Annotated in this window: 17 protein-coding genes; 10 read left to right on the forward strand and 7 right to left on the reverse strand. The window is 70.2% G+C overall.

Going from position 1 to position 22,764, the window contains the following annotated elements:
* Nucleotides 1–10: 10 nt before the first annotated feature.
* Entirely contained in the window at nt 11–865 is an 855-nt protein-coding gene (locus tag L3Q67_RS11270; RefSeq protein WP_282769551.1) for an HpcH/HpaI aldolase/citrate lyase family protein, read from the reverse strand.
* Nucleotides 862–1,920 (reverse strand): HpcH/HpaI aldolase/citrate lyase family protein, encoded by a 1,059-nt coding sequence (locus L3Q67_RS11275; protein WP_499189457.1) that lies wholly within the window; start codon nt 1,918–1,920, stop codon nt 862–864. Before L3Q67_RS11275 ends, L3Q67_RS11270 begins: the two co-directional genes overlap by 4 nt.
* A 106-nt stretch (nt 1,921–2,026) precedes the next feature.
* Between L3Q67_RS11275 and L3Q67_RS11280 the strand changes: the two genes are divergently transcribed.
* From L3Q67_RS11280 to L3Q67_RS11300, 5 genes are all read left to right on the forward strand, one after another.
* On the forward strand, nt 2,027–4,096 hold the full coding sequence (locus L3Q67_RS11280) for a serine/threonine-protein kinase (protein WP_499189458.1): 2,070 nt from the start codon (nt 2,027–2,029) through the stop codon (nt 4,094–4,096).
* Entirely contained in the window at nt 4,093–6,279 is a 2,187-nt protein-coding gene (locus tag L3Q67_RS11285; RefSeq protein ID WP_499189459.1) for a serine/threonine-protein kinase, read from the forward strand. The genes L3Q67_RS11280 and L3Q67_RS11285 overlap by 4 nt, the downstream gene beginning before the upstream one ends.
* Nucleotides 6,276–8,549 (forward strand): serine/threonine-protein kinase, encoded by a 2,274-nt coding sequence (locus L3Q67_RS11290; RefSeq protein WP_499189460.1) that lies wholly within the window; start codon nt 6,276–6,278, stop codon nt 8,547–8,549. Before L3Q67_RS11285 ends, L3Q67_RS11290 begins: the two co-directional genes overlap by 4 nt.
* Nucleotides 8,550–8,771: 222 nt before the next feature.
* Nucleotides 8,772–9,413 (forward strand): hypothetical protein, encoded by a 642-nt coding sequence (locus L3Q67_RS11295; RefSeq protein ID WP_499189461.1) that lies wholly within the window; start codon nt 8,772–8,774, stop codon nt 9,411–9,413.
* A gap of 22 nt (nt 9,414–9,435) precedes the next feature.
* Entirely contained in the window at nt 9,436–10,086 is a 651-nt protein-coding gene (locus tag L3Q67_RS11300; RefSeq protein ID WP_499189462.1) for a Rossmann-fold NAD(P)-binding domain-containing protein, read from the forward strand.
* Here L3Q67_RS11300 and L3Q67_RS11305 read toward each other — a convergent pair.
* Nucleotides 10,083–11,390, reverse strand: coding sequence for an FAD-binding oxidoreductase (locus tag L3Q67_RS11305; protein WP_499189463.1), 1,308 nt, complete (start codon nt 11,388–11,390; stop codon nt 10,083–10,085). The genes L3Q67_RS11300 and L3Q67_RS11305 overlap by 4 nt on opposite strands.
* Nucleotides 11,391–11,476: 86 nt before the next feature.
* Here L3Q67_RS11305 and L3Q67_RS11310 point away from each other — a divergent pair, with 86 nt between their 5' ends.
* On the forward strand, nt 11,477–12,664 hold the full coding sequence (locus L3Q67_RS11310; protein ID WP_499189464.1) for an amino acid deaminase/aldolase: 1,188 nt from the start codon (nt 11,477–11,479) through the stop codon (nt 12,662–12,664).
* 639 nt (nt 12,665–13,303) lie between these two features.
* Here the strand turns inward: L3Q67_RS11310 and L3Q67_RS11315 are convergent.
* Entirely contained in the window at nt 13,304–13,969 is a 666-nt protein-coding gene (locus L3Q67_RS11315; protein ID WP_209663350.1) for a TetR/AcrR family transcriptional regulator, read from the reverse strand.
* Between the two features lie 128 nt (nt 13,970–14,097).
* Between L3Q67_RS11315 and L3Q67_RS11320 the strand changes: the two genes are divergently transcribed.
* Together L3Q67_RS11320 and L3Q67_RS11325 are read left to right on the forward strand one after the other, a co-directional pair.
* Nucleotides 14,098–15,426, forward strand: a complete 1,329-nt coding sequence (locus tag L3Q67_RS11320; RefSeq protein WP_499189465.1) for a glycoside hydrolase family 1 protein — start codon at nt 14,098–14,100, stop codon at nt 15,424–15,426.
* On the forward strand, nt 15,416–16,657 hold the full coding sequence (locus tag L3Q67_RS11325) for an MFS transporter (protein ID WP_499189466.1): 1,242 nt from the start codon (nt 15,416–15,418) through the stop codon (nt 16,655–16,657). The genes L3Q67_RS11320 and L3Q67_RS11325 overlap by 11 nt, the downstream gene beginning before the upstream one ends.
* A gap of 326 nt (nt 16,658–16,983) precedes the next feature.
* Here the strand turns inward: L3Q67_RS11325 and L3Q67_RS11330 are convergent, their stop codons facing one another.
* Together L3Q67_RS11330 and L3Q67_RS11335 are read right to left on the reverse strand one after the other, a co-directional pair.
* Nucleotides 16,984–17,379 carry a hypothetical protein gene (locus tag L3Q67_RS11330; RefSeq protein WP_499189467.1) on the reverse strand — a complete coding sequence of 132 codons (396 nt, stop codon included), beginning with the start codon at nt 17,377–17,379 and terminating at the stop codon, nt 16,984–16,986.
* Nucleotides 17,380–17,392: 13 nt separating this feature from the next.
* Nucleotides 17,393–17,653: a hypothetical protein gene (locus L3Q67_RS11335; protein ID WP_209663346.1), complete on the reverse strand. Its 261-nt coding sequence runs from the start codon at nt 17,651–17,653 to the stop codon at nt 17,393–17,395.
* 376 nt (nt 17,654–18,029) lie between these two features.
* Between L3Q67_RS11335 and L3Q67_RS11340 the strand changes: the two genes are divergently transcribed.
* Nucleotides 18,030–19,421 (forward strand): helix-turn-helix domain-containing protein, encoded by a 1,392-nt coding sequence (locus tag L3Q67_RS11340; RefSeq protein ID WP_499189468.1) that lies wholly within the window; start codon nt 18,030–18,032, stop codon nt 19,419–19,421.
* Between the two features lie 42 nt (nt 19,422–19,463).
* Nucleotides 19,464–20,351 carry a phosphotransferase enzyme family protein gene (locus tag L3Q67_RS11345; RefSeq protein ID WP_499191501.1) on the forward strand — a complete coding sequence of 296 codons (888 nt, stop codon included), beginning with the start codon at nt 19,464–19,466 and terminating at the stop codon, nt 20,349–20,351.
* A gap of 189 nt (nt 20,352–20,540) precedes the next feature.
* On the opposite strand, the gene L3Q67_RS11350 is transcribed toward L3Q67_RS11345, so the two are convergent.
* Nucleotides 20,541–22,595 (reverse strand): ATP-binding protein, encoded by a 2,055-nt coding sequence (locus L3Q67_RS11350; RefSeq protein WP_499189469.1) that lies wholly within the window; start codon nt 22,593–22,595, stop codon nt 20,541–20,543.
* Nucleotides 22,596–22,764 lie beyond the last annotated feature (169 nt).

Genomic DNA, 22,764 nt, shown 5'->3' on the forward strand with positions numbered 1-22,764 from the left:
GGTGGGCCCGCTACTCCGCCTTGCCGATCGCCTCCGCCAGGTCCAGGATGCGCCGCGCGTTCTCGACGTGCAGGTTTTCGATCATCCGCCCATCGACGGTGACCACCCCGCGGCCCGCGGCCCGGGCTTCTTCGAAGGCGGCGGTGATCTTCTGCGCCGTGGCGATTTCCTCGTCCGAGGGCGCGAAGATGCGGTTGCACGGCTCCAGCTGCGAAGGGTGGATCAGCGTCTTGCCGTCGAAGCCGAACTGGCGGCCCTGCAGGCATTCCGCTTCGAAGCCCGCGGTGTCCTTCACGTCGTTGTAGACGCCGTCGAGGATGACCTTGCCGGCGGCGCGGGCGGCGAGGAGGGCCAGCGACAGCCCGCCCAGCAGGGGCGCCCGGCCCGGCACGAACTCCGCGTGCAGTTCCTTCGCCAGGTCGTTGGTGCCCATGACCAGCACGGTCAGCCGCTCCGAAGCCCGCGCGATCTCCTCGGCGTGCAGCATGGCCACCGGGGTTTCCAGCATCGCCCAGATCTTCGTCTCCGCGGGTGCGCCGCCCAGTTCGAGCGCGCGCTCGATGTTGTGCACCTCGCGCGCCGAGTTGACCTTCGGCACCACGACCGCGGCCGGGCCCGCCTGCGCGGCGGCGCGGAGGTCGGCGTCGTGCCACTCGGTGTCCAGGCCGTTGACCCGGATGGTCACCTCACGGGAACCGTAGGAACCGGCCGCCGCGCACACCCGCTCGCGGGCCGCTTCCTTGGCGTCCGGCGCGACGGCGTCCTCGAGGTCGAGGATGAGCGCGTCCGCCGGGAGGGTCTTCGCCTTCTCCAGCGCGCGTTCGTTCGCCCCGGGCATGTAGAGCACGGACCTGCGTGGTCTCAAGACTGCGCCTCCCTGTAGGCCTCGGCCAGTTCCGGGTCGGACGCGGCCAGCGCGTCGGCCAGCTCCGCCACCACCCGGCACTGCTTCACCGAGGCGTCGTCCTGCATCTTCCCGTCGATCATCACCGCGCCGGTGCCGTCGCCCATCTCGGCGATCACCCGCCGCGCCCAGGCCACGTCCTCCGGCGACGGCGAGAACACCCGCTTCGCGATGTCGATCTGCGCCGGGTGCAGGCTCCACGCGCCCACACACCCGAGCAGGAACGCGTTGCGGAACTGGTCCTCGCAGCCGACCACGTCGCGGATGTCGCCGAACGGCCCGTAGTACGGCAGGATCCCGTGCATCGCGCACGCGTCGACCATCCGCGCCACGGTGTAGTGCCACAGGTCCTGCTGGTAGGTGGTCCGCCCGGTGGTGAGGTCCTCACCGACCGGGTCGGTGCGCACCAGGTAACCCGGATGTCCGCCCCCCACCCGGGTGGTCTTCATCCGCCTGCTCGCCGCCAGGTCCGCCGGTCCGAGCGAGATCCCCTGCATCCGCGGGCTCGCCCCGGCGATCTCCTCGACGTTGGCCACGCCGGACGCGGTCTCCAGGATCGCGTGCACCAGCAGCGGTTCGGTCAGCCCGGCCCGCGCCTCCAATTGCGCCAGCAGCCGGTCGACGTAGTGGATGTCCTGCGCGCCCTCCACCTTCGGCACCATGATCACGTCGAGCTTGTCGCCGATCTCGGTGACCAGGGTGATCAGGTCGTCCAGCACCCACGGCGAATCGAGGCTGTTCACGCGGGTCCACAGCTGGGTGCTGCCGAAGTCGTTGGCCTTGGCGATCTCCACCAGCCCGGCCCGCGCGGCCTCCTTGCGCTCGGCCTTCACCGCGTCCTCGAGGTTGCCGAGCAGCACGTCGACCTTCTTGGCGATCTGCGGCGCCTTCGCGGCCATCTTCTCGTTGCTGGGGTCGAAGAAGTGGATCATCCGCGAGGGCAGCGCGGGGATCTGCCGCACCGGCTCCGGCGCCCCTACGGCCAGTGGGGCGAAGAAGTCCTTCGGCGAGCGCATCGAAACCTCCGGCGGGTTGGCGTACCGACGGGTAACCCTAACTCTGGTCGACGGGAACCGCTGCGGTGCACATCACCTCCAACCGACTGGGACAGGGGAGGCGCGGGTGAGCGAGCCGGGGTTCACGGAGCTGGAGTCCCTCGGCGACGGCAACTTCGGCCGCGTGGTCCTCGCCCGCCAGGACCGCACCGGCGCGGTGGTCGCCATCAAGTACCTCTTCGACTGGTTCCCGCTCGACGACTTCCGCCCGGAAGCCGCCCGCTGGCAGGGGCTGAACAGCCGGTTCGTCGTCCAGCTGCACGAGTTCATCGAGCGGGCCGAGACCGCGGCGCTGGTGATGGAGGCCGTGCCGGGTGTTTCGCTGGAGCGCCTGATCAAGGAGAACGGCGCGCTCCCGCCGCAGGCCGCGCTCACCGTGTTCAAGGACACCCTGCTCGGCTTGGCCGACGCGCACGCCGCCGAGCTGGTGCACCGCGACGTCAAGGCGAGCAACGTGCTGGTGACCGACGAGGGCCACGTCAAGCTGGGCGACTTCGGCACCGCCGCGCTGGCCGGTGAATCCGGCACCCCTGCCGCCGACATCTACGCCGCCACCTGCGTGTTCTTCGAATGCCTCACCGGGCACCCGCCGTACGAAGCCGAGGACCCGGACGCCCTGCTGCACCTGCACCGCTACGCGCCCATCCCGTTCGGCGAGGTGCCGGAACCGCTGTGGACCCTGCTCAACTGGGGCATGGCGAAGGACCCGGCGTACCGGCCCGCCAACGCCGAGCAGTACGCCGACGTGCTGGAGAAGGTGGCGACCGAGACCTACGGCAAGAAGTGGGAACGCCGGGGCCGGGAACTCCTGACCGCCGAGCCCGTCGAACCGCCGCCGTCCGGGATGCTGGTCAAGAGCGGCGCGGTGGTGCTCGGGCTGGCGGTGGTCGCCGCCGGGGTGGTCTTCGTGGTGACCGCGGAGGAGGATCCGCCGCCCGCCGGCCCGCCCCAGCCGCTGCAGCAGGTGCTGACCGTGGCCGTCGAACCGGTGTCCGAGCAGGAAGCCACGTTCACCATCGAAGGCGAGCTCGTCCGGGTCACCGGCTACCTGGATCCCGCCGTCGGCGAACGGGTCAACCAAGCACTGCGGCAGCCCTTCGACGACCACCGCGAGAACTCGCGCGCCGTCTACGCGGACGGGAAGCTCGCGGGCAAGGCGTCCACCTCGAAACCCCGGATCGTGCTGGAAACCGAGGAACTGCTGTCCGTGCGCTACGACAACAGCTACGGCGGCGAACGGCCGTACACGCAGACCACCACCATCGCGCTCAAGGACGGCAGACCGCTGGGCGTGCGCGAGATCCTGGCCCCGGAGGCCTTCACCGCCACCGGTCTCACCCAGTTGTCGCAGCGGCTCGACCTCGACCGGCTCTGCGACGACCAACCCGGCTTCACCCGCGAAAAGCCCCTCGGCGTCAGCGATTTCGACGACGCCCGGCCCAACATGGGTTCCGGCGTGGAGATCGCGCTCGCCCCGGACGGCGTGGTCTTCGCGCTGCATCCCGAAGCCCGCCCCGGACGTCCGGCCTGCAAACCCGAAACCGTGCTGCTCCCGTACGCGCGGATGACCGACCTGCTCTCCCCGGAGGTACTCAAACTGCTCCCCGACCAGCGGCTGGTGCCCACACCGCCGACCACGACGACCCCGCCGCCGAAGGACGAGGCGTTCCGCTTCGGCCCGCTGAACCTGCGCCTGCCGACCCGGTTCTCCCAGCAGAACCAGGGCCTGGAGAAGGTGGTGGTGGACGGCACCGGCTGCGCCGATCCGAAGCGGTACTTCAACTGCAAGTACTTCCTCGTCACCGACAACACCCAGGCCAGCGAGGAACAGCCGAAGTACGAGCCCGGCAAGCCGTACGTGCGCAGCGCGGCCGGTCGCGCGTGCAACGCCGCCGGTCGCAAGGACCTCAAGCAGGAAGGCGCGGCGACGCTGGTGGAGAGCTCCACGGTGAAGGTCGGCGACCAGGACGCGACCTACGAGAAGTGGTCCGTGCAGTGCGTCGAGCCCGGCGGTACGGAAGCCGGAGCCGAGCTGACCCAGCGGATCTGGTTCGTGCCGTCGAAGAACTACGTGATCGCCGACGAGTGGGGGGTGGCCGACCTGGACGCGGCGCTCGCCAAGGCGGTCTGGCGGTGAGCGAGTGGGCACTTCCCGGCTTCACCGAACTGAAAGCACTGGGGGAAGGCGGTTTCGGCCGCGTCGTACTGGCACGCCAGGACGGCACGGGCGCGGAAGTCGCGATCAAGTACCTGTACGCCGAGCACCTGGCGGACCCGCGCCTGGTGGACGCCTTCCGCCAGGAGGCACGGGTGCTCGCGCAGGTGGTCAGCCCGCACGTGGCCAAGCTGCACGAGTTCGTCGAGACCCCGCGGGGCGCGGCGATCGTGATGGAGGCCGTGCCCGGCGTCCCGCTCAGCGCGATCCTGACCGCGGAAGGGCAGCTCGCGCCCGAAGCCGCGCTGGTCGTGTTGAAGGGCTCGCTGCTGGGGTTGTCCGCCGCGCACGCCGCCGGGGTGGTGCACCGCGACTACAAACCGGACAACGTGCTGGTGCGGCCGGACCGCCAGAGCAAGCTGGTCGACTTCGGCATCGCCGTGCTGGCCGGGGAAACCGGGCTGTCCGTCGGCACGCCCTCGTACATGGCGCCCGAGCAGTGGGCGGGGAACGCGGCCACGCCCGCCACCGACGTCTACGCGGCGACCTGCGTGTTCTTCCAGTGCCTCACCGGGCACCGGCCGTTCGAGGCGGACGACCGCGAGGTGCTGCGCAACCTCCACACCCACGCGCCCATCCCGGTCGGTGAACTGCCCGGCTCGCTGTCGGGCCTGCTCACCCGCGGCATGGCGAAGGAGCCCGCCGCCCGGCCGGAAACCGCGGCGGTCTTCCTGGCCGAACTGGAAGCCGCCGCCGTCGCCGCGTACGGCCAGGACTGGGAGAGCCGCGGCTGGACCCGGCTGGCGCAGCGCGCGGGCGCCCTGCTCGCGGTGTCCCCGCTGGCGATGCTCGCCGGGGCGACGATGCTGGCGCCCGCCGGAGCGGGTGCGGGTGCGGTCGCCGGATCGGGCGGCGTCGTCGCCGCAGGCGCCGGTGGTGGCCTGCTGGTCAAGGCGGGCGCGATCCTGACCGGTGCGGCACTGGTCGGCACCGGCGCGGTCATCGTGGTCAACACCACCACCGGGGAGGACGAACCGCCGCCACCACCGCCCGCGGTCGAACGGGTCGCGATGACCGCCGACGTGCGCACCCGCACGGAGAACTTCGGCACCTTCGACTTCGAGGGCCAGTTCGTGGCGATCAGCGGCCTCGCCGACCCGGTGCTGCAGGACCGGGTCAACCAGGCGCTGATGGCCCCGGTCGACGGCTGGATCGAGTACGTCCGCCAAGCGGGCACCGATCCGGCGACCGACACCCCGCACCTGAGCACGCAGGCGGAGATCCGGCGGCAGGACGACAGGGTGCTCTCGGTGCGCTACCTCCGGAGCACTGATTCGACGCAGTTCGGCAACCGCGGCGGGTTCAGCATCCGCGGTGTCACCGTCGACCTGCGGACCGGCGAAGTGCTCGACACGCCGAAGGTGTTCGCCGACGCCGCGGCCACCCAAGCCGGGGCGACCGCACTGGAGGAGCGGTTGCTCGACCGCTCAGCCGGCGGCTTCTGTGGTGGGGTGCCCGCTGAGGAACGCCGGCCGTTGGAGCCGGGGCACCTGACCGAGCCCTACACCGCGGGCGACGGCGACCCGGCGGTCCAGGCGATCTTCGCCGCCGACGCGGTGGAGTTCGACGTGTACGGCCCGGCCTTCGGCGGCCCGATGGCCTGCGACCACGTCACGGTCGTGGTCCCGTACGCCGAGGTGGCCGACCTGATGACCCCGGAAGCCGCCGCCCTGCTGAACCGGGGCGGACCGGCCCCCACCCAGCGGCTCGACCTCGGCTCCTTCACCCTCGAAGTGCCGACGGAGTGGCGGCTGGCCAACCAGGCGAGCACCGGCCCGCTCCTCGCGCGGTCCGCCGACTGCGTGCTGGACGGCTGCCCGGGGGTGCGGATCGCCTACGACACCACCAACGAGCACCTGCCGGGCCGCCCGTGCACCCCGGCGGACGCACCGGACCAGGTGACCACCGGGGCCGAGCGGATCAAGCAGGACCTGCGGCCCGTCGGAGCGAAGAAGGCCGCCTACGAGGAGTGGCGCTTCACGTGCTCGGGCGGCGCGAGTTTCGTCGAACGGTCGTGGGTGCTGCCGAAGACCGGCATCATCTTCGTCGACGACTGGGACACGCCCGGTCTGGACAAGATCCTGGAGAGTGCGATGTGGCGGTGAGCGGCGAATGGACGCTGCCGGGGTTCACCGAGGTGGACCGCCTGGGGGAGGGCAGCTTCGGCCGCGTGGTGCTGGCCAGGCAGGACCGGACGGGGCACCTGGTGGCCATCAAGTACCTCTTCGCCCGGCACCTCGACGACCCGCGGCTGGTGGACGCCTTCCGGCAGGAGGCGCGGGTGCTGTCGCAGGTGGTCAGCCCGCACGTGGCGCGCCTGCACGAGTTCATCGAAACCCCGCGGGGCGCGGCGATCGTGATGGAGGCCGTGCCCGGGGTGCCGCTGCGCGAGATCCTGAGGTCCGACGGCACGCTCGACCCGGAGGCCGCACTGGCCGTGTTGAAGGGCTCGCTGCTGGGGCTGTCCGCCGCGCACCACGCAGGCATCGTCCACCGCGACTACAAACCGGACAACGTGCTGGTCGACGCCCAGCGCCAGAGCAAGCTGGTCGACTTCGGCATCGCCGTGCTCGCCGGGCAGGCGGGGCTTTCCGTCGGCACGCCCGCGTACATGGCGCCCGAGCAGTGGGCCGGGAACACGGCTTCACCCGCGACGGACGTCTACGCGGCGACCTGCGTGTTCTTCCAGTGCATCGCCGGGCACCGGCCGTTCGAAGCGGACAGCACCGAGGTGCTGCGCAACCTCCACGCCCACGCGCCCATCCCGTTCGGTGAGGCGCCGGAACCGGTGCGCGGGCTGATCACCCGCGGCATGGCGAAGAACCCGGCCGAGCGGCCCGCGTCCGCCGACGCGTTCCTGGCCGAACTGGAATCGACCGCGGTCGCCGCGTACGGGCGGGACTGGGAGGAACGCGGCTGGGGCAGGCTCGCGCAGCGCGCGGGCGCGCTGCTGGCGTTGTCGCCACTGGCCATGCTCGCGGGCGCGTCGGTGGTGGCTCCGGCCGGTGCGGGGGCGGCCGCGGTCGCCGGTTCCGGTGGCGTGGCCGCCGCGGGTGCCGGGAGCGGCGTGCTGGTGAAGGCGGGCGCGATCCTGGCGGGCGCGGCGCTGGTCGGCACCGGTGTCGTCGTGGTGGTGGCCAACTCCGGCGAGGAGCCGCCGCCGGAGGTGCGGAACGTCGCGTTGCAGGTGAACACCAACACCACCACGGACAGGGCACCGGGGTCCACTGTGGACGTCAACGCGCAGTTCCTCACCGTCAACGGCGGCAGTGACCCGGCCGTGGTGCAGCGCATCAACACCGCGCTGCGCGAGCCGGTGGACCGCTGGGTCGCCTACATCAGCCGGTCCGCGCCGGAGTGGGGACCGAACACCGGCGGCCCGGCCTCGATCGGCACCGACGCCACCATCGGCCTGCACAACGACGACCTGCTGTCCGTCCGCTACACCCACGAGGTGGCCAACCCGCCGCACTCCACCTGGACGTTCAAGACCTCGGCGCTGACCTTCGACCTGCACACCGGCGAACTGCTGACCACGGACAAGCTCCTGCGGCCGGAGAAGCTGAACCCGCCGGGCCTGGCGGAACTCGCGGACGTGCTGTGGCCGGGTGGCGACCCGTGCGGGGAGAAGTCGCGCACGCCGGCGATCCCGGTCGACAGGCTGACCGAACCCGACTCCATCGAGCGGCCGATCGAGGCGCTGCTGACCCCGGACGGCGTCGAATTCGCCGTGGAGATGCAGTCGTTCGGTGGCACCACCGCGTGCGGGGTCAACGAGACCAAGCTTTCCTACGACAGCCTCGGCGGCCTCTTCGCGCCCGGCGTGCTGGCGAAGGTCGGCGCCGTGCCGCCGTCCAGCGCGCCGCCGTCCAGCCGCTCCACCGGGGCCGAGGTGGAGCTCGATGCGGGGCCGCTCACCTTCCGGGTGCCGCCGACCTGGACGCAGCGTTCGCAGGGTTTGGAACAGGTGATCGTCGACGCCGCGGAATGCGCGGATCCGGTGAAGTACTTCAACTGCCGGTACTTCATGGTGACCGACAACACAAAAGCGAATGCCGAACAACCCGCATATGTGCCGGGAAAGCCTTATCGGCGCAGCTCGAACGGTCGCGCCTGCAATGCCGTCGGCCGCAAGGACCTGTGGCAGAACGGGAATTCCACCCTGCAAGAGACCACCGAAACCCAGGTAGGCGGGCGTCCGGCGCGGTTCGAGCGGTGGACCGTGGAATGCGTTCCGCGCGACGCGAACGGTGGTGTCGGCGAGGTACGGGTGACCCAGCGAATCTGGTTCGTGCCGGAGTCCGGCGTGGTGATCGTGGACGAGTGGGACGTGCCGGGACTGGCCGGGATGCTCAATTCCGCGGAATGGAACTGAGCCCGGCGAAGCGGCCGTTCAGCGGCTCCTCACCCGTCCGGCGGCACCGTGGGACCGAAGTCCGATGACCGCTGGTCGACCGGTCACCGATGGCTGACTGCCGCCGATCGCAGGTGACCGGTTGACGTGGCGCTCTCACCGGAAGGCCCTGGTACCAAATCCATGTGCCTCTTTTCACGAGGCACACCAGGACTCGCGACGACAGGAAGAGGAGGCGGACCCGTGGCGGTGACACCAGGAGAGGTCGCGGTGACCGGCGGTGCGAACGGCACGCGGTCGTTGCCCAGCCGCGTCGTGCCGCCGCACCAGCTGCCCTCGACGGCCGACGAGCTCGCCACCGAAGCCGCCGCGCGGCTCGGCTGGCAAGGCGTGGTGCTGCCGGAGACCCGCCTGCTCGGCCGCAAGGTCAACCTGGTGGCCCGGCTGCGCACGGTGCCCCACGCCGAGCGCATCGCGATGGGCGTCGGCCCGGTCATCGACCGCGCCGTGGTGGACACCTGGACCTGGCCCGAGTTCGTCGGCAGCGCGCCTGCCGCCGCGGTGGAGATCGTCGGCGTGCTCACCGTGCAGCGCCACTGGCGGACCGGCGTGGCCGCGCTGGTGCCGTTCGCCCGTTACGGCGAAACCGCGATGGTCCTGCCCTCGGCCGCCACGCTGACCGAGGACTACGTGGACAACTGCCTGCCACGCGCCCGCACGTACGGCATGGCCGTGCTGACCGCCGACGAGGAGGCCAAGGTCCAGACCGACCTGCTCGGGCACAGCGAGCGGCTGCTGGTCACCGGGGACCCGATCTCCCGCTGGATCAACGAGGTCGCCTACGAGCTCCTGCTCGCGCACGACGTCCCCGCTGCCGTCGACTGACTTTCCGCTTAGGGTCGGTGGCATGCGAGTTGTGATTGCCGGCGGACACGGACAGATCGCGCTGCGGCTGGAGCGGCTGCTCGCCGCGCGCGGTGACGACGCGGTCGGCCTCATCCGGAACGCGGAGCAGGCGGCCGACCTGCGTGACTCCAGCGCGGAACCGGTGGTGCTCGACCTGGAGAACGCCGAGGTGGACGCCGTCGCCGAGGTCCTGCGGGGCGCGGACGCCGCGGTGTTCGCCGCCGGTGCCGGCCCGAACAGCGGCACCGCCCGCAAGGACACCGTCGACCGAGGGGCCGCGGCGTTGTTCGCCGAAGCCGCCGAGCGGGCCGGGGTGCGGCGCCACGTCCAGGTGAGCGCGATGGGCCTGGACCGCGCCGACGACCCCGGCATGGACGAGGTGTTCTCGGTCTACCTGAAGGCCAAGGCCGCCGCCGAGGACGACCTGCGGGCCCGTGACCTGGACTGGACCATCCTGCGCCCGGGCCGCCTCACCGACGACCCCGGCACCGGCCAGGTTCACCTGGCCGAGTCCGTCGACGGCGGCGCCATCACCCGCGACGACGTGGCCGCCGTGCTGGTCGCCCTGCTGGACGAGTCGCGCACCATCCACCGGACCCTCGAACTCGTCGAAGGCCACACACCGATCGACGAGGCATTGGAGAGAATCTAAGCGAGAGGGCCCAATACTCGGTCCAGGTAGGCGTTGGTGAACACCCCGCTGGGGTCGACCTCCTTGCGCACCTTGAGGAAGTCGTCGAAGCGGGGATACCGCTCTCGCAACGCGCTCGCGTCGAGGTTGTGCATCTTGCCCCAGTGCGGACGGCCGCCGACCGCGCTCGCGATCTTCTCGAACGCGGCGAAGTACTCGCGGTAGGGCATGCCGACGAACTGGTGGATCGCGATGTACGCGGAGTCGCGGCCGTGCGCGGTGGACAGCCAGATGTCGTCGCCGGCGGCCACCCGCACTTCCACCGGGAAGGCCACCGGGTTCTCCAGCTTCGGCACCAGTGCGCGCAGTTCGCCGAACACGTCGTGCAGTGCTTCACGCGGGATCGCGTATTCCGACTCGACGAACCGGACCCCGCGATGGGTGACGAAAACGCGGTGCGAGGTGTCGCTGTACTCGCGCGCGGACAACACGGACGAGGCGAACTTGCCGAGCGGCCGGACCAGCTTGGGCACTGTTCGCCCGATCCGGCACAGCGTGCCGAACGCGGTGTTCTCCATGATCCGGTAGTCGATGAACTGCCGCGTCCGGCTCAGCGGCTCGGGTTCGGTGCCCGCCGGCTGCCGGTTGTTGCGCTTGACCAGCGCGTTGCGGCCGTAGGGGAACCAGTAGAACTCGAAGTGGTCGTTGGCGTCGGCCTGGTCGTGGAAGGACTCGAGCACGCCCTCCAGCGGTTCGGCGCGTTCCTCGGCGGCGAGCACGTAGGCCGGTTCGCACTGGAGGGTGACCGTGCTGATCACGCCCAGCGCGCCGAGGCCGACGCGGGCGGCGTGGAACAGCTCCGGCCTCCGGTCCGCCGAGCAGCCGACCACCGTGCCGTCGGCCAGCACCAGTTCCAGCGCGGCGATCTGCGTGGAGATCCCGCCGAATCGGGCGCCGGTGCCGTGCGTGCCGGTGGAGATGGCGCCGGCGATGGTCTGCGCGTCGATGTCACCCAGGTTGGTCATGGCCAGGCCGAGCCGGTCGAGCTCGGCGTTCAGCTCGCGCAGCGTGGTGCCGGAGCGCACGGTGACGCGCTTGGCTTCGAGGTCGACCGAGGCCACGCCGGTCCAGTGGATGAGCGAGAGCGCGTCGGAATCGGCGACCGCGATCGGGGTGAAGGAGTGGCCGCTGCCCAGTGCGCGCACGCGACGCCCGTCGACCGCGACGTCGGTCACGGCTTCGGAGATTTCCGCGAGGCCGCGCGGTTTGTGCACGCGTTGCGGGCTGGCCGTTGCGGTCCCGGCCCAGTTCGTCCACCGTGTCATCAACTGATCCCGTCGCTGGATGGCGTAAGCGAACGATAAGTGAATAGTATTCGCGTTTCAAGCCTGTTTGTCGTACCGTACTGGGGGTGAACCTCCCTGACGCCACGGCGCTCGAGCTGGCGACGAAGGACCTCGATCCGCCGCTGGCGATCGTCGACCTCGCCGCCTTCGACGCGAACGCCGATGATCTCGTGCGACGGGCGAGCAAGCCCATCCGCGTGGTGAGCAAGTCGGTGCGCTGCCGGGCGCTGCTGGAGCGGGTGCTGGCGAAGCCGGGGTTCCGCGGCGTGATGAGCTACTCGCTGGCCGAGGCGTTGTGGCTGGTGGAAAGCGGCACGTCGGAGGACGTCGTGGTCGCCTACCCGACCGTGGACCACGCCGCCCTGCGCCGCCTGGCTGCCGACGACCGCGCCCGCGCGTCGATCTCGATCATGGTGGACTCACCGGATCACCTGGACGTGGTCGACTCGGCGCTGGGGCTGGAGCACCCGGAAATCCGCGTGTGCCTGGAATTGGACGCTTCGTGGCGCCCACTACGGTCACTGCACGTCGGCACCCGTCGATCACCGGTCTTCACCCCGCGCCAGGCCCGCGACTTCGCCGCGATCATCGAGCGGCGGCCGGGTTTCCGGCTGGTCGGCATGATGGCCTACGAAGGCCAGATCGCGGGTTTCCCGGACGCGACCGGTGGGCGTGCCCAGTCGACCGTGGTGCAGTGGATGCAACGGAAGTCAGCGGCCGAATTGCTGCGCCGCCGCGGTGCGGCGGTGCGCGCGGTGCGTGAGGTCGCGGACCTGGAGTTCGTCAACGGCGGCGGAACCGGAAGCGTCGAAGTCACCGGCTCGGACGCCTCGGTCACCGAAATCGCCGCGGGCTCCGGCCTGATCGGCCCCACCCTGTTCGACGGCTACACCCGCTTCCACCCGCGCCCGGCGGCTTTGTTCGCGTTACCGGTGGTCCGCAAGCCCACCCGAGGCATCGCGACCCTGTTCTCGGGCGGTTATGTCGCCTCGGGCCCGGCGCAACCTTCGCGCCTGCCCTCGCCCTACCTGCCCACGGGCCTGAAGCTATTGGGCTTGGAAGGCGCCGGCGAAGTGCAAACCCCGGTCTCCGGCAAAGGCGCCCGCACCCTGAACGTCGGCGACCGAGTCTGGCTACGCCACGCCAAAGCAGGGGAACTGGCGGAACGCTTCACCCACTACCACTTGATCCAAGGTGATCGCGTGGACCAAACCGTCCCCACCTACCGAGGCGAACACCAAAACTTCGGCTGACGCCCCAGCGAGTCCCACGTTCCTGCACCCGAGTTCCACGTTCAGGAAGCCGAACCCCACACTCCGGCGGCCGAACTCCACGCTCAAAGCCTCAAACCAGCCAAGTGGGAAGCTCCCACCCCGGTCTTCTATCCCCAAGGGCCTTACTCCAGCCCCCGCCGCTCCCTGGGGGGCGTCCCCGGGCTCCACTCTACTCGAGGTGGGGTTGGGGGCTCTGGGAATCGGGGGAGTTGTCCACAATGGGCATTGCGCTGTGGATGGATGGGGTGGGGTCTTGACATGGGGCATGCATGGGCTGGCTCCCACCCCGGTTTTTTATTGTGACTACGGCGGGGATTTCTTTGTCAAGGCGGGAAAGCTTGCCTTGACAAAGAAATCCCCGCCGTGTTTTTGGCTGTGGACCGGGGTGGGGAGGGGAATCTGGGTGGTAGCTCGGCTCGGGTTCCCGGGTTCCTGAAAATGATCGGGAGGGTGCTGACTTTGGCTTGTGGTCCCGGTTTCCAAAAAGGCCTGGTTCTCGGAAGCGGGGGCGGCTATCGGTCCGGGAAGTGCCTGGGGATCCCGGAAGCGGCTCGGAGCTCCGAGAAGTCCGGAAGTGCGCGTGGTCGAGAGCGGATCGTCCTGGAAGCGGGCTTCCCGTTATTCTCCCAGGCGGCTGGCCAGGTAGGTTTTGATCAGGTACTTCGTTTCCTCCACCACTTCCGCATCCCCGTTCGGGTCGCGGTGGAAGGCCAGTTTCAGCAGCGAGTCCGCGGCTTCGTTCGCGATGGCGATGGCGAACCACAGGCGTTCCTGCGGCACGTCCAGGTAATTCGAAAGCAACTCCGTGAGCGCATCCGCGATGACGCGGTTGTTGTCCCGGCTTTCGTCCAGCAATTGCCGGTCGACGACATCGCCGAAGTGGACCTTCGAGAAGCCTGGGACATTGCGGTGCATGTCCAGGTAGATGTCCAGGATGGAGTCGACGACGTCCCACCAGTGCGAGTGCTCGACCCCGCTCAGGCGTTCCCCGATGGCGGCCATGAACCGGTCCAGGTTCCGCTGGGTGAGCGCCTGCACCACGGCCCGCTTGTCCGGGAAGAACTGGTACAGCGAGCCCACCGCCACGCCGGCGCGCTTCGCGATCAGCGTGGTGGTCAGCGATTCGTAACCGATCTCGTCGATCAGCGCGGCGCCGGCGTCCAGCATCTGCTCGACGCGCTTGGCGCTGCGCTGCTGCACCGGTTGCCGGCGCAGTGCGGTGGTTTCCCCGTGTGCCTTGTTCTCGGACACGTCCTGCTCCTCCCAGCCGCAACGCCCCGGCATTCGATCTTGCCGATGTCGCTCCCCGCTGGTCAGGACCCTACCGCGTACGCACCCTTCCCCCCGGTCGAGGGAACGGGTTAGGATATGAGAACTATTCACGTTACCCCGAGCGGGAAAGCGAGTAGCTGGTGGAGAACCCGAACTTCCCGCCCGGCTTCCGCTGGGGCGTGTCCACCTCGGCCTTCCAGATCGAGGGCGCGGTCACCGAGGGCGGTCGCGGACCGTCCATTTGGGACACATTCACCGCGACGCCGGGCAAGGTCGCCGGCGGCGAACACGCCGGGGTCGCGGCCGACCACTACCACCGCTACCGCGAGGACATCGCGCTGATGGCCCGCCTCGGCGTCGACGCCTACCGGTTCTCCTTCGCCTGGCCCCGCGTCCAGCCCACCGGCAAGGGCACCCCGGAACCCCGCGGCCTCAGCTTCTACGACCGCCTGCTCGACGAGATCTGCGCGGCGGGCATCGATCCGGTCGCCACGCTCTACCACTGGGACACCCCGCAAGCCCTCGAAGACGCCGGTGGCTGGCTCGCCCGCGACACCGCTGAGCGCTTCGGCGAGTACGCCGAGATCCTCGGCACGCACTTCGCCGATCGGGTGAAGATGTGGATCCCGCTCAACGAGCCGATGGTCATGTCGATCTTCGGGTACGCGGTCGGCGAGTACGCGCCCGGCCAGACGCTGCTCCTCGGTGCCATTCCCACCGCGCACCACCAGCACCTCGCGCACGGGCTCGCGGTCAAGGCCCTCCGCGCGGCCGGTGCGAAGACCATCGGCACGGCGAACAACCACTCGCCGATCTGGCCCGCCACGGATTCCGCCGCCGACCGCGAGGGCGCACGCAGGCTCGACGCGCTGCTCAACCGCCTCTTCGCCGATCCCGTGCTGCTCGGCAGCTACCCCGAGGAGTTCCACGAGCACCTGCCCGCCGGGTTCGCCGACGACCTGCCGACGATCACCCAGCCGATCGACTTCTACGGCGTCAACTACTACGAACCGCAGGGGGCCGCCGGGCCGGGCGAGGGCAATCCGCTGCCGTTCGAACTTCGCCCGATCGAGGGTTATCCGAGGACCAACAACGACTCGCCGATCGTGCCCGACGGGTTCCGCGAACTGCTGGTGCAACTCAAGGACCGCTACGGCGACCGCCTCCCGCCGATTCACATCACCGAGAACGGCTGCAGCTTCGCCGACGAGGTCACGCCCGACGGTCGCGTGCCCGACCCCGAGCGCATCGACTTCCTGCGCGACCACCTCTGGGCGGTGCGCGCCGCGATGGACGCCGGTGTCGACGTGCGCGGGTACTTCGTCTGGTCCCTGCTCGACAACTTCGAGTGGTCCAAGGGCTACGCGCCCCGCTTCGGCCTGGTGCACGTCGACTACGAAACCCAGGCCCGCACCCCGAAGGACTCGTTCTTCTGGTTCCGCGAACTGATCGCGGCCCATGGACACTAGGCCCGACGCCCTCGCCGAACCGACCACCCGGGTCCGCCCTGGCTGGACCGCACTGCTGTTCTTCGCGAACTTCGGCCTGTGGCTGGGTTTCTACGCCCCCATCCAGGTGCTGCTGCCGCGGCAGGCGGAGTTGCTCGACGCAGCGGGCAAGGAACTGGTGTTCGGCATCGTGACCGGCGTCGGCGCGTTCGTCTCGCTGATCGCCAATCTCGCCATCGGCCTGTTCTCGGACCGCACCACCTCGCGCTTCGGCCGCCGCCACCCGTGGACCGTCGCGGGCGCGGTGCTCGGCGCCGCCGGGCTCGCGCTGCTGGCCGTCGCGCCGAACGTGCTGGTGATGACGCTCGGCTGGTGCCTGGCCCAGGCCGGGCTGAACGGCATGCTCGCCACGCTGACCTCGGCACTGCCCGATCGGGTACCGGTCGGCCAGCGGGCGCAGATCGGCGGCTTCATCGGCATCAGCCAGATGTTCGGCACCGTGCTCGGCGCGGTACTGGTCACCGTGCTCGTCACCAGCCTGGCCGGCGGGTACCTCGCCTGCGCGCTCGTCGTGCTCGTGGGCGCCGCCGTGTTCGTGCTGCGCACGCCGGACGCCGCACTGCCCGCCGCCTGGCGTCCGGGCGGCTCGCTGCGGGAACTGCCGAGCCGGATGTGGATTTCGCCGCGGCGGCACCCGGACTTCGCGCGGGCGTGGGGTTGCCACTTCCTGATCGGCCTCGGCAACGCGCTCGGCACGCTCTACCTGTTGTTCTTCCTCAAGGACGCGGTCGGCCACCCGGATCCGGACACCGGCTTGCTGGTGCTGATGGGGTTGTACGGCGTCGCGTTGATCGTCGGCGCGCTCGGCGCCGGGGTGCTGTCGGACCGCTCCGGCCGCCGCAAGCTGTACGTCGTCTGGGCATCGGCCGCGATGGCGCTGGCCGCGCTGCTGCTCGTCTTCTCGCAGACCTGGGTCGCGGCGCTGTTCGCGGCTCCGCTGCTCGGCATCGGCTTCGGTACTTACTGGGCGGTGGCGATGGCGATCCTGACGCAGGTGCTGCCCGCCGCGCAGGACCGGGCGAAGGACCTCGGCGTGGTCAACATCGCGAACGCGCTGCCGCAGGTGGTCGCGCCACTGCTGGCGATGGCAATCCTGGCCGGATTCGGCGGCTATCCCGGATTGTTCGCGGCGTCGGCGGTGGCCACGCTGTTCGCAGGATTAGCGGTCACCAGGATCCGATCAGTGCGCTGACCAGAAGTGGAGATGGGACCGCGGACCGGTGCCGGTCGGGGGAGGGGGAGTGCAACGGCACCGGTCCGCGGGGTTTCGGGGCCCGCTCGGGAGGGCGGGGAGCACCACGGGTTGCGTTATGCAATTTTGGGCCCGTGGGCTTGATGCTCACGTTAGCGTTCGATTACCGCGCTGGCTAGCCGGTTCACAAAAATTTTGCGATTAATCGCAGAACCGGTGGGGAGCCGGGGAGTTGGATGGCGGTCGACTCATCTCGCTCGGGGGTACGGATGAGCCGACCGCCGGTCGGGGGGGCCCGCGGGGGATCGGGCACCGGTGGGGGAGTCTCAGGTGGTGGCGACCGCTTGCCGAGGCGGGGTGACCAGCGCGTGGCGGCCGGGCGTGCGGTTCTCGGCGCGGTTCTGCGCCGGTACGCGACGGCCCTTGTCCTTCACGCCGGGCTGGGGCGCGAGCCCGCCTGCCACGAGGTGCTCGTGCGCCACCTGCCACACCGAGCACGGCGCCTTGCAGCGGTGCCACCGGGTGGAGCAGGTCGGGCAGTCACCGCGCTCGTCGGGCTCGTGGGCGCGGAGCATGGCGCGCCACCCTTCGGTCAGCCGCGGCAGCTCGGAACGGGCCACCGAGACCAGTGACTGCGCGTCGGCGCGGTTGGCGAGGTCGGAGAGCATGTCGAGGCGCTCCCACACGGCATTGCGGAGTACCTGCCCGAGGATCTGGTCCACCTGGAACTCACCGTTACCTTTCCGCCAGTTTGGCGGCTTCGTTGAGCGCGGTCCGGAGCTGGCCGAGCTGGCTGCCGGTCATCCGCGCGGTTTCCCCGGGCGGGCCGACCAGCACGACCTGGCTGTCGTCGACGAAAACCGTGACGCAGCGCTCGCGGTTGATCAGGTCACCGCACTGCACGCGCCACACGGTCTGGCCGCCCTCGTGCCGGCGGAGGTTCGCCGAACGGGGGTCGACCGCCTGGGGCACGGCACGCGGGACGGAAGAACGCACAGGGGTCACGGTGGCCGTACGACCTGTCGGGATCGAGTCCAGGAACTCCACCGGCTACTCCGCTCTGCTCGTCGCTCGTCGTATTCCGTGTTCTCGTAGTTCTCGTAGCTCTCCGTGAAGGGCGGCCGCTGGTGGTCGCTGTCCGTGATCACCGGGGGTGCCGGAGTGCTCACGGAGAACTGCGATCTACATTGCGGTGAAAGCGAGGCGGAAAGAAGGCTGCACCGGCGTCATAGCGGCGACCGGCCAGACTTCCACGATAAGCGGTCGGCGGAGTTCGCCCGGGCCGATCAGACTCAACAATCGACGTTTCGCACGGTTGAATGGGTGTGCCTACGCTGTGGACAGACGCCCGACGGACTGTGAGGGGGCGCGAATGGACGCCATGAACAGCACGGAGTCCCGCCAGGGACAAGCTGGTCATCCCATCCCGCCGACTGCCTGGGAGCAGCCGGAGATGCGAGAGGCGCTGGCCGCCCGCGAGATCAGCTCGGTCTACCGCCAGCTGCGCAAGCACGGTGTGTCCCAGCGCCAGATCGCCGCGATGACCGGCCAGTCGCAGTCCGAGGTGTCGGAGATCCTCAAGGGACGCCAGGTCATGGCCTACGACGTCCTGGTCCGGATCGCCGACGGCCTGGGTGTCGCCAGGGGATACATGGGCCTCGCCTACGACGAGGCCACGGCGATACAGGTCGTCGGCAACGCCGACGGCCGGCAGGCTGAGGAGGACGAGTCCGTGAAACGGCGGAAGTTCCTCGCGCACGCCGCGCAGGTCACCATGGGTGCAGCGGTCTTCGGACCGGCGTCCGAGGCTTGGGCGACGCGTCCCGCGAGGACACCGGCGCCTGGCCGGATCGGGATGACCGACGTCCGGCAGATGGAGGCGGCCACCCGGGCGCTGCGTGCGCTGGACTACCAGTACGGCGGCGGTTTCTGCCGCGACGCGGTGGTCGCGCAGTTGTCCTGGGGACAGCAGATGCTCGAATCCAGCGGTGCCGAACTGGTCAAGTCCCGGCTCTACGTGGCGCTGGCCGATCTGCACAGCCTGGCGGGCTGGACCTCGTTCGACACCGGCCTGGTCGACTCGGCGCGCGGGCACTTCGCCAACGCGCTGGACCTGGCCAAGCAGGGCGACAACAACCCGCTGGTGGCCAACGTGCTGTACCGGATGGGCCGGGTCTACCTGCACCAGGACGCGCCCAACGACGCGCTCAAGCTGTTCCAGCTGGGCCAGATCGCGGCCCAGGAATCGGGCTCCGAGCTGGCGATCTCCGTGCTGTGCGCGAACCAGGCCTGGGCCTACGCGATGATGGGCAACGAGGAGCAGGCGCTCAAGCTGCTCGGCCGCACCAAGGACGAGTTCGCCCGCGCGGACATCGCCAACGCCGAGTCCTGGGTGCAGTTCTTCAACGAGACCGACGTCTACGCGATGATCGGCACGGTGCACACCGCGCTGGCCATCGAGGGCAAGGTGGACCACACCAAGTACGCGATTCCGGCGCTGACCAGGGCGGTCGAGGCCTACGGCGACGACATGGCCCGCAGCCGGGTGTTCAACCTCAGCGCGCTGGCCACCAACCACCTGCTCGAGGGCGACCTCGACCAGGGCGCGCGGGTGGGCGGCAAGGCGCTGGACGCGGCCGAGGGCCTGAAGTCGGCGCGGATCAAGGACCGCATGATGCCGCTGAAGGTCGAGGCCGAGCGGCGCCGGAACAACGCCGACGCCCGCGACCTCGCCGACCGGATCAACGCGTTCTACGCCGCCTGAGCGAGGCGGGCAGGACCGGTGACGGCGACCCTGGAAAGCGTCTTGGACGGCCGGTTCACCAGGGAGAAGCTGGACGGGGTGCTCGCGCAGGCGTGCGCCCTGCTCGGCGTGGAAGCACGCGGGGCGAAGCTGCTGCGGTTCACCAACAACGCGGTCTACTCGCTGGCGGGCGCACCGGTCGTGGTGCGCATCGTCGGGTCCCGCGCGCTGCGCCACCGCGCCTACAAGGTGGTCGAGGTGGCGCGGTACTTCGCCCGGCACGGCGTCCCGGCCATCCGCCTCTTCGGTGACCTGCCGCAGCCGCTCGAGCTGGGCGAACACCTGGTCACCGTGTGGGAGCGGGTGCCGGGTCAGGCCGGGCACGGCACGGCCGCCGACCTGGCCGCGCTGCTGCGGCGGGTGCACCGGCTCGACCCGCCCGACGGCGTCGGCGGGTGGGCGCCGCTGGACGACGTCCGCGCTCGCGTCGCCGACGCCGAGGAGCTGTCCGCCGGTGACCGGCGCTTCCTGCTGGACCGGTGCGCCGAGGTCGAAGAACAGCTGGCCGGGGTCGAATTCGCGCTGCCGACCGCGCTGGTCCACGGCGACGCGCACCCGGGCAACGTGATCGCCGGGCCGGACGGGCCGGTGCTCTGCGACTTCGACTCGTCCTGCGCCGGCCCGCCGGAATGGGACCTGATCCCGCTGGCCGTCGGCCGTGAGCGGTTCGGTGATCCGGCCGGGCGCTACCGCGAGCTGGTGGACGGCTACGGCTTCGACGTCACCCGCTGGTCCGGCTTCCCGGCGCTGCGAGCGGCCCGCGAACTCAAGCTCACCACCAGCGTGCTGCCCATCCTGCGCAGCCACCCGTACGTCCGCGGGCAGCTCCGCATGCGCCTGGCCGACCTGCGCGCCGGGCGCACCGGCACCCGATGGAGTCGGTACCGCTGAACAGCGGTCAAAAATCGCGGACATTCAGCGACGGGGAATGACCGTTCGTCGTTTCTGTACGAACAGCAGGCTGCGGGTAGTGAATTCGGTCCGACTGATCACTCCACGGAAGAAGATTGGTTACGCAGAATGAACGTGCACTGATTACTCACGGCCACCGGAATCCCGTTGGAAGATCGTCCTGCCTGCTCAGGCGAGTGAGCGGAGCTCTTCCGCGAGCGGTTTCGCCTCGGGACGGTTGAGCTCTGTGTAAATGGGCAGCGCCGCTTCGTAACGCGACTTGGCCTCCGCGATATCCCCGGAGAGCTTCGCGACATCGCCGAGCGCGTGGATCGCACGCGCTTGTTCGAAGGCGGATCCGGCCGATTCCATCGTGGCGAGTGCCGCGTCGAGCTCGGTGCGCGCTTCGTCGAACCGTTCGTCGTGCGCGAGCGCCCGCCCGAGGTCGATCTGCGCCCGCGCGCGGTTGTACTCGTCACCCTGCGCGTCGAGCAGCGACTTGGCCTGCTCGAGCCGGTCGACGGCCTCCGCCGCACGCCCGGCCCTGACCAGCGTGGCACCGAGATTGACCAGCGCGAGGTTCACGTCGTGGGCGCGTTCGAGGCGGCGGGCGTAGGTCAGCTCCTCGTCGAAGTGGGTCAGCGCGTCCTCGACGCGGTCCTGGGCGAGCGCGACCAGGCCGAGCCCCTCGACGGACCGGATCGCGATCGCCTGGTCACCGCCGTCGGCCAGGGCCTGCTTCGCGGCCGTGTAGTACTCGACCGCCTCGTCGAACCGCCCGGCGCCACGGCAGGCGGCGCCCGACCGGTTGAGCATCAGCGCCTTCGCCGAGGGGTTGCCCCACTGCTCGGCGCAGGTCACGCCGAGCTGGCTGACCGTGAGGAAGTCGCGGTAGTGCTTGCGGAGCAGGAACAGCGGCCACATCGCGGCGGCGAGCTGCCAGGCGAGTTCGGGCAGCTCCTGGGCCTGGGCGGCCTGGATGGCGGCGATCAGGTTGGGGCGCTCGCGCTCGAGCCAGGGCAGCGCGTCGTCGTTGCCTGGCAGCGACTCGGGGTCGGGGCCGCGGTCGCCGAACTCGTAGGGGATGCGGTCCTGGTCGGGGACGGTGAGCGTGTCCTCGGTGCGACGAGCGGCACGCAGGTACCACTCGAGGATGCGGCGGCGCGCGGCCTCGGCTTCCTCGGGATCGGCGGCGGCCTTGTCCTCGGCGTGCAGGCGCACCAGGTCGTGGAAGCCGAAGCGGCCCTTCTGCGCTTCGAGCAGCCCGGACTGCACGAGCTCGCCGAGCAGCTCCTCGGTGTCGTCCACCGACCGCCCGGCGGCACCGGTCGCCGCGCCGAGGCCGAATTCGGGCCCGGGGTGCAGGCCGAGCGCGCGGTAGAGCTGCGCCGCGTCCGGGGACAGGTCCTGGTACGAGAGGTCGAACGTGCTGGTCACCGAAAGGTTCTCCTTGTGGTCCGCCAAAGCCGCCAGCCGCAATCGTTCCAGCTGGGCGACGGCTCGTGCAGAGGAGAGGTGGGGCTGGTTGGCCAGTTTCACACCGAGGACGTGCAGGGCGATGGGCAGTCCGTCGCAGAAGCTGACCATCTTCTTCAGGTACGGGTCGGCTTCGTCGGTGCGCTCGTCGTCGACGATCGCCGAGAGCAGCTGGATGCCGTGGTCGTGCTCGAACTTGGTCAGTTCGAGGCGCCGCGCACCGTGGCTCGCCCGCAGCCCGCCGAGGCGGAAACGGCTGGTCACGAGCACGATGCTGCCGGGCGCGGAGGGGACGAGCGGAGCGACCTGGTCGGAGGAGACGGCGTCGTCGAGCACCACCAGCAACGGGCGGCCCGCGGTCTCGGTGCGGTACATCGCCTTGAGGTCGTCGAGCCCGGCGGGCTGCTTCTTGGCGTCGATGCCGAACGCGACGAGGAAGCGCTTGAGCAGTTCACCCGTATCGGTGGGTCCGGTGGCGTTGAAGGCGCCGAGATCGGCGTAGAGCTGCCCGCGCGGGAAGCGGGCGCGCACGCGGTGCACCCACTGGCGCGCCAGCGCCGACTTGCCGATGCCGCCGAGCCCGCAGACCACCTGGACCACCGGCCGGTCGCCCGGCTCGTCGAGCAACCGGTCGAGCACCGCGAGCTGCTCGGTGCGGTTGGTGAAGTGGGCCGGTGGCTGCTCCAGTTCCCTGGGTACCGCCGGTTCCGCCTCGGGCGATCGCCGTGGCGCCGGCGCGGTCGTGATCGGGGCCTGGCCGGTCGTCACACCTGCTCCTCCGCTGTGCACACGCGTGCTGACGTCAGAGCTTGGCGGCTCGGTTCCACCCCGGGCAATACAGTCGCCAGGAAGCAACCTTTCAGCCTAACGCAACTGGGCCGAACGCCGCCCGTTGATCCACAGGCACCACGCACATGTGGACAACTCCAGCGCACGC

The organism is Saccharothrix sp. AJ9571 (assembly GCF_021725495.1).
Lineage (GTDB): Bacteria > Actinomycetota > Actinomycetes > Mycobacteriales > Pseudonocardiaceae > Amycolatopsis > Amycolatopsis magusensis.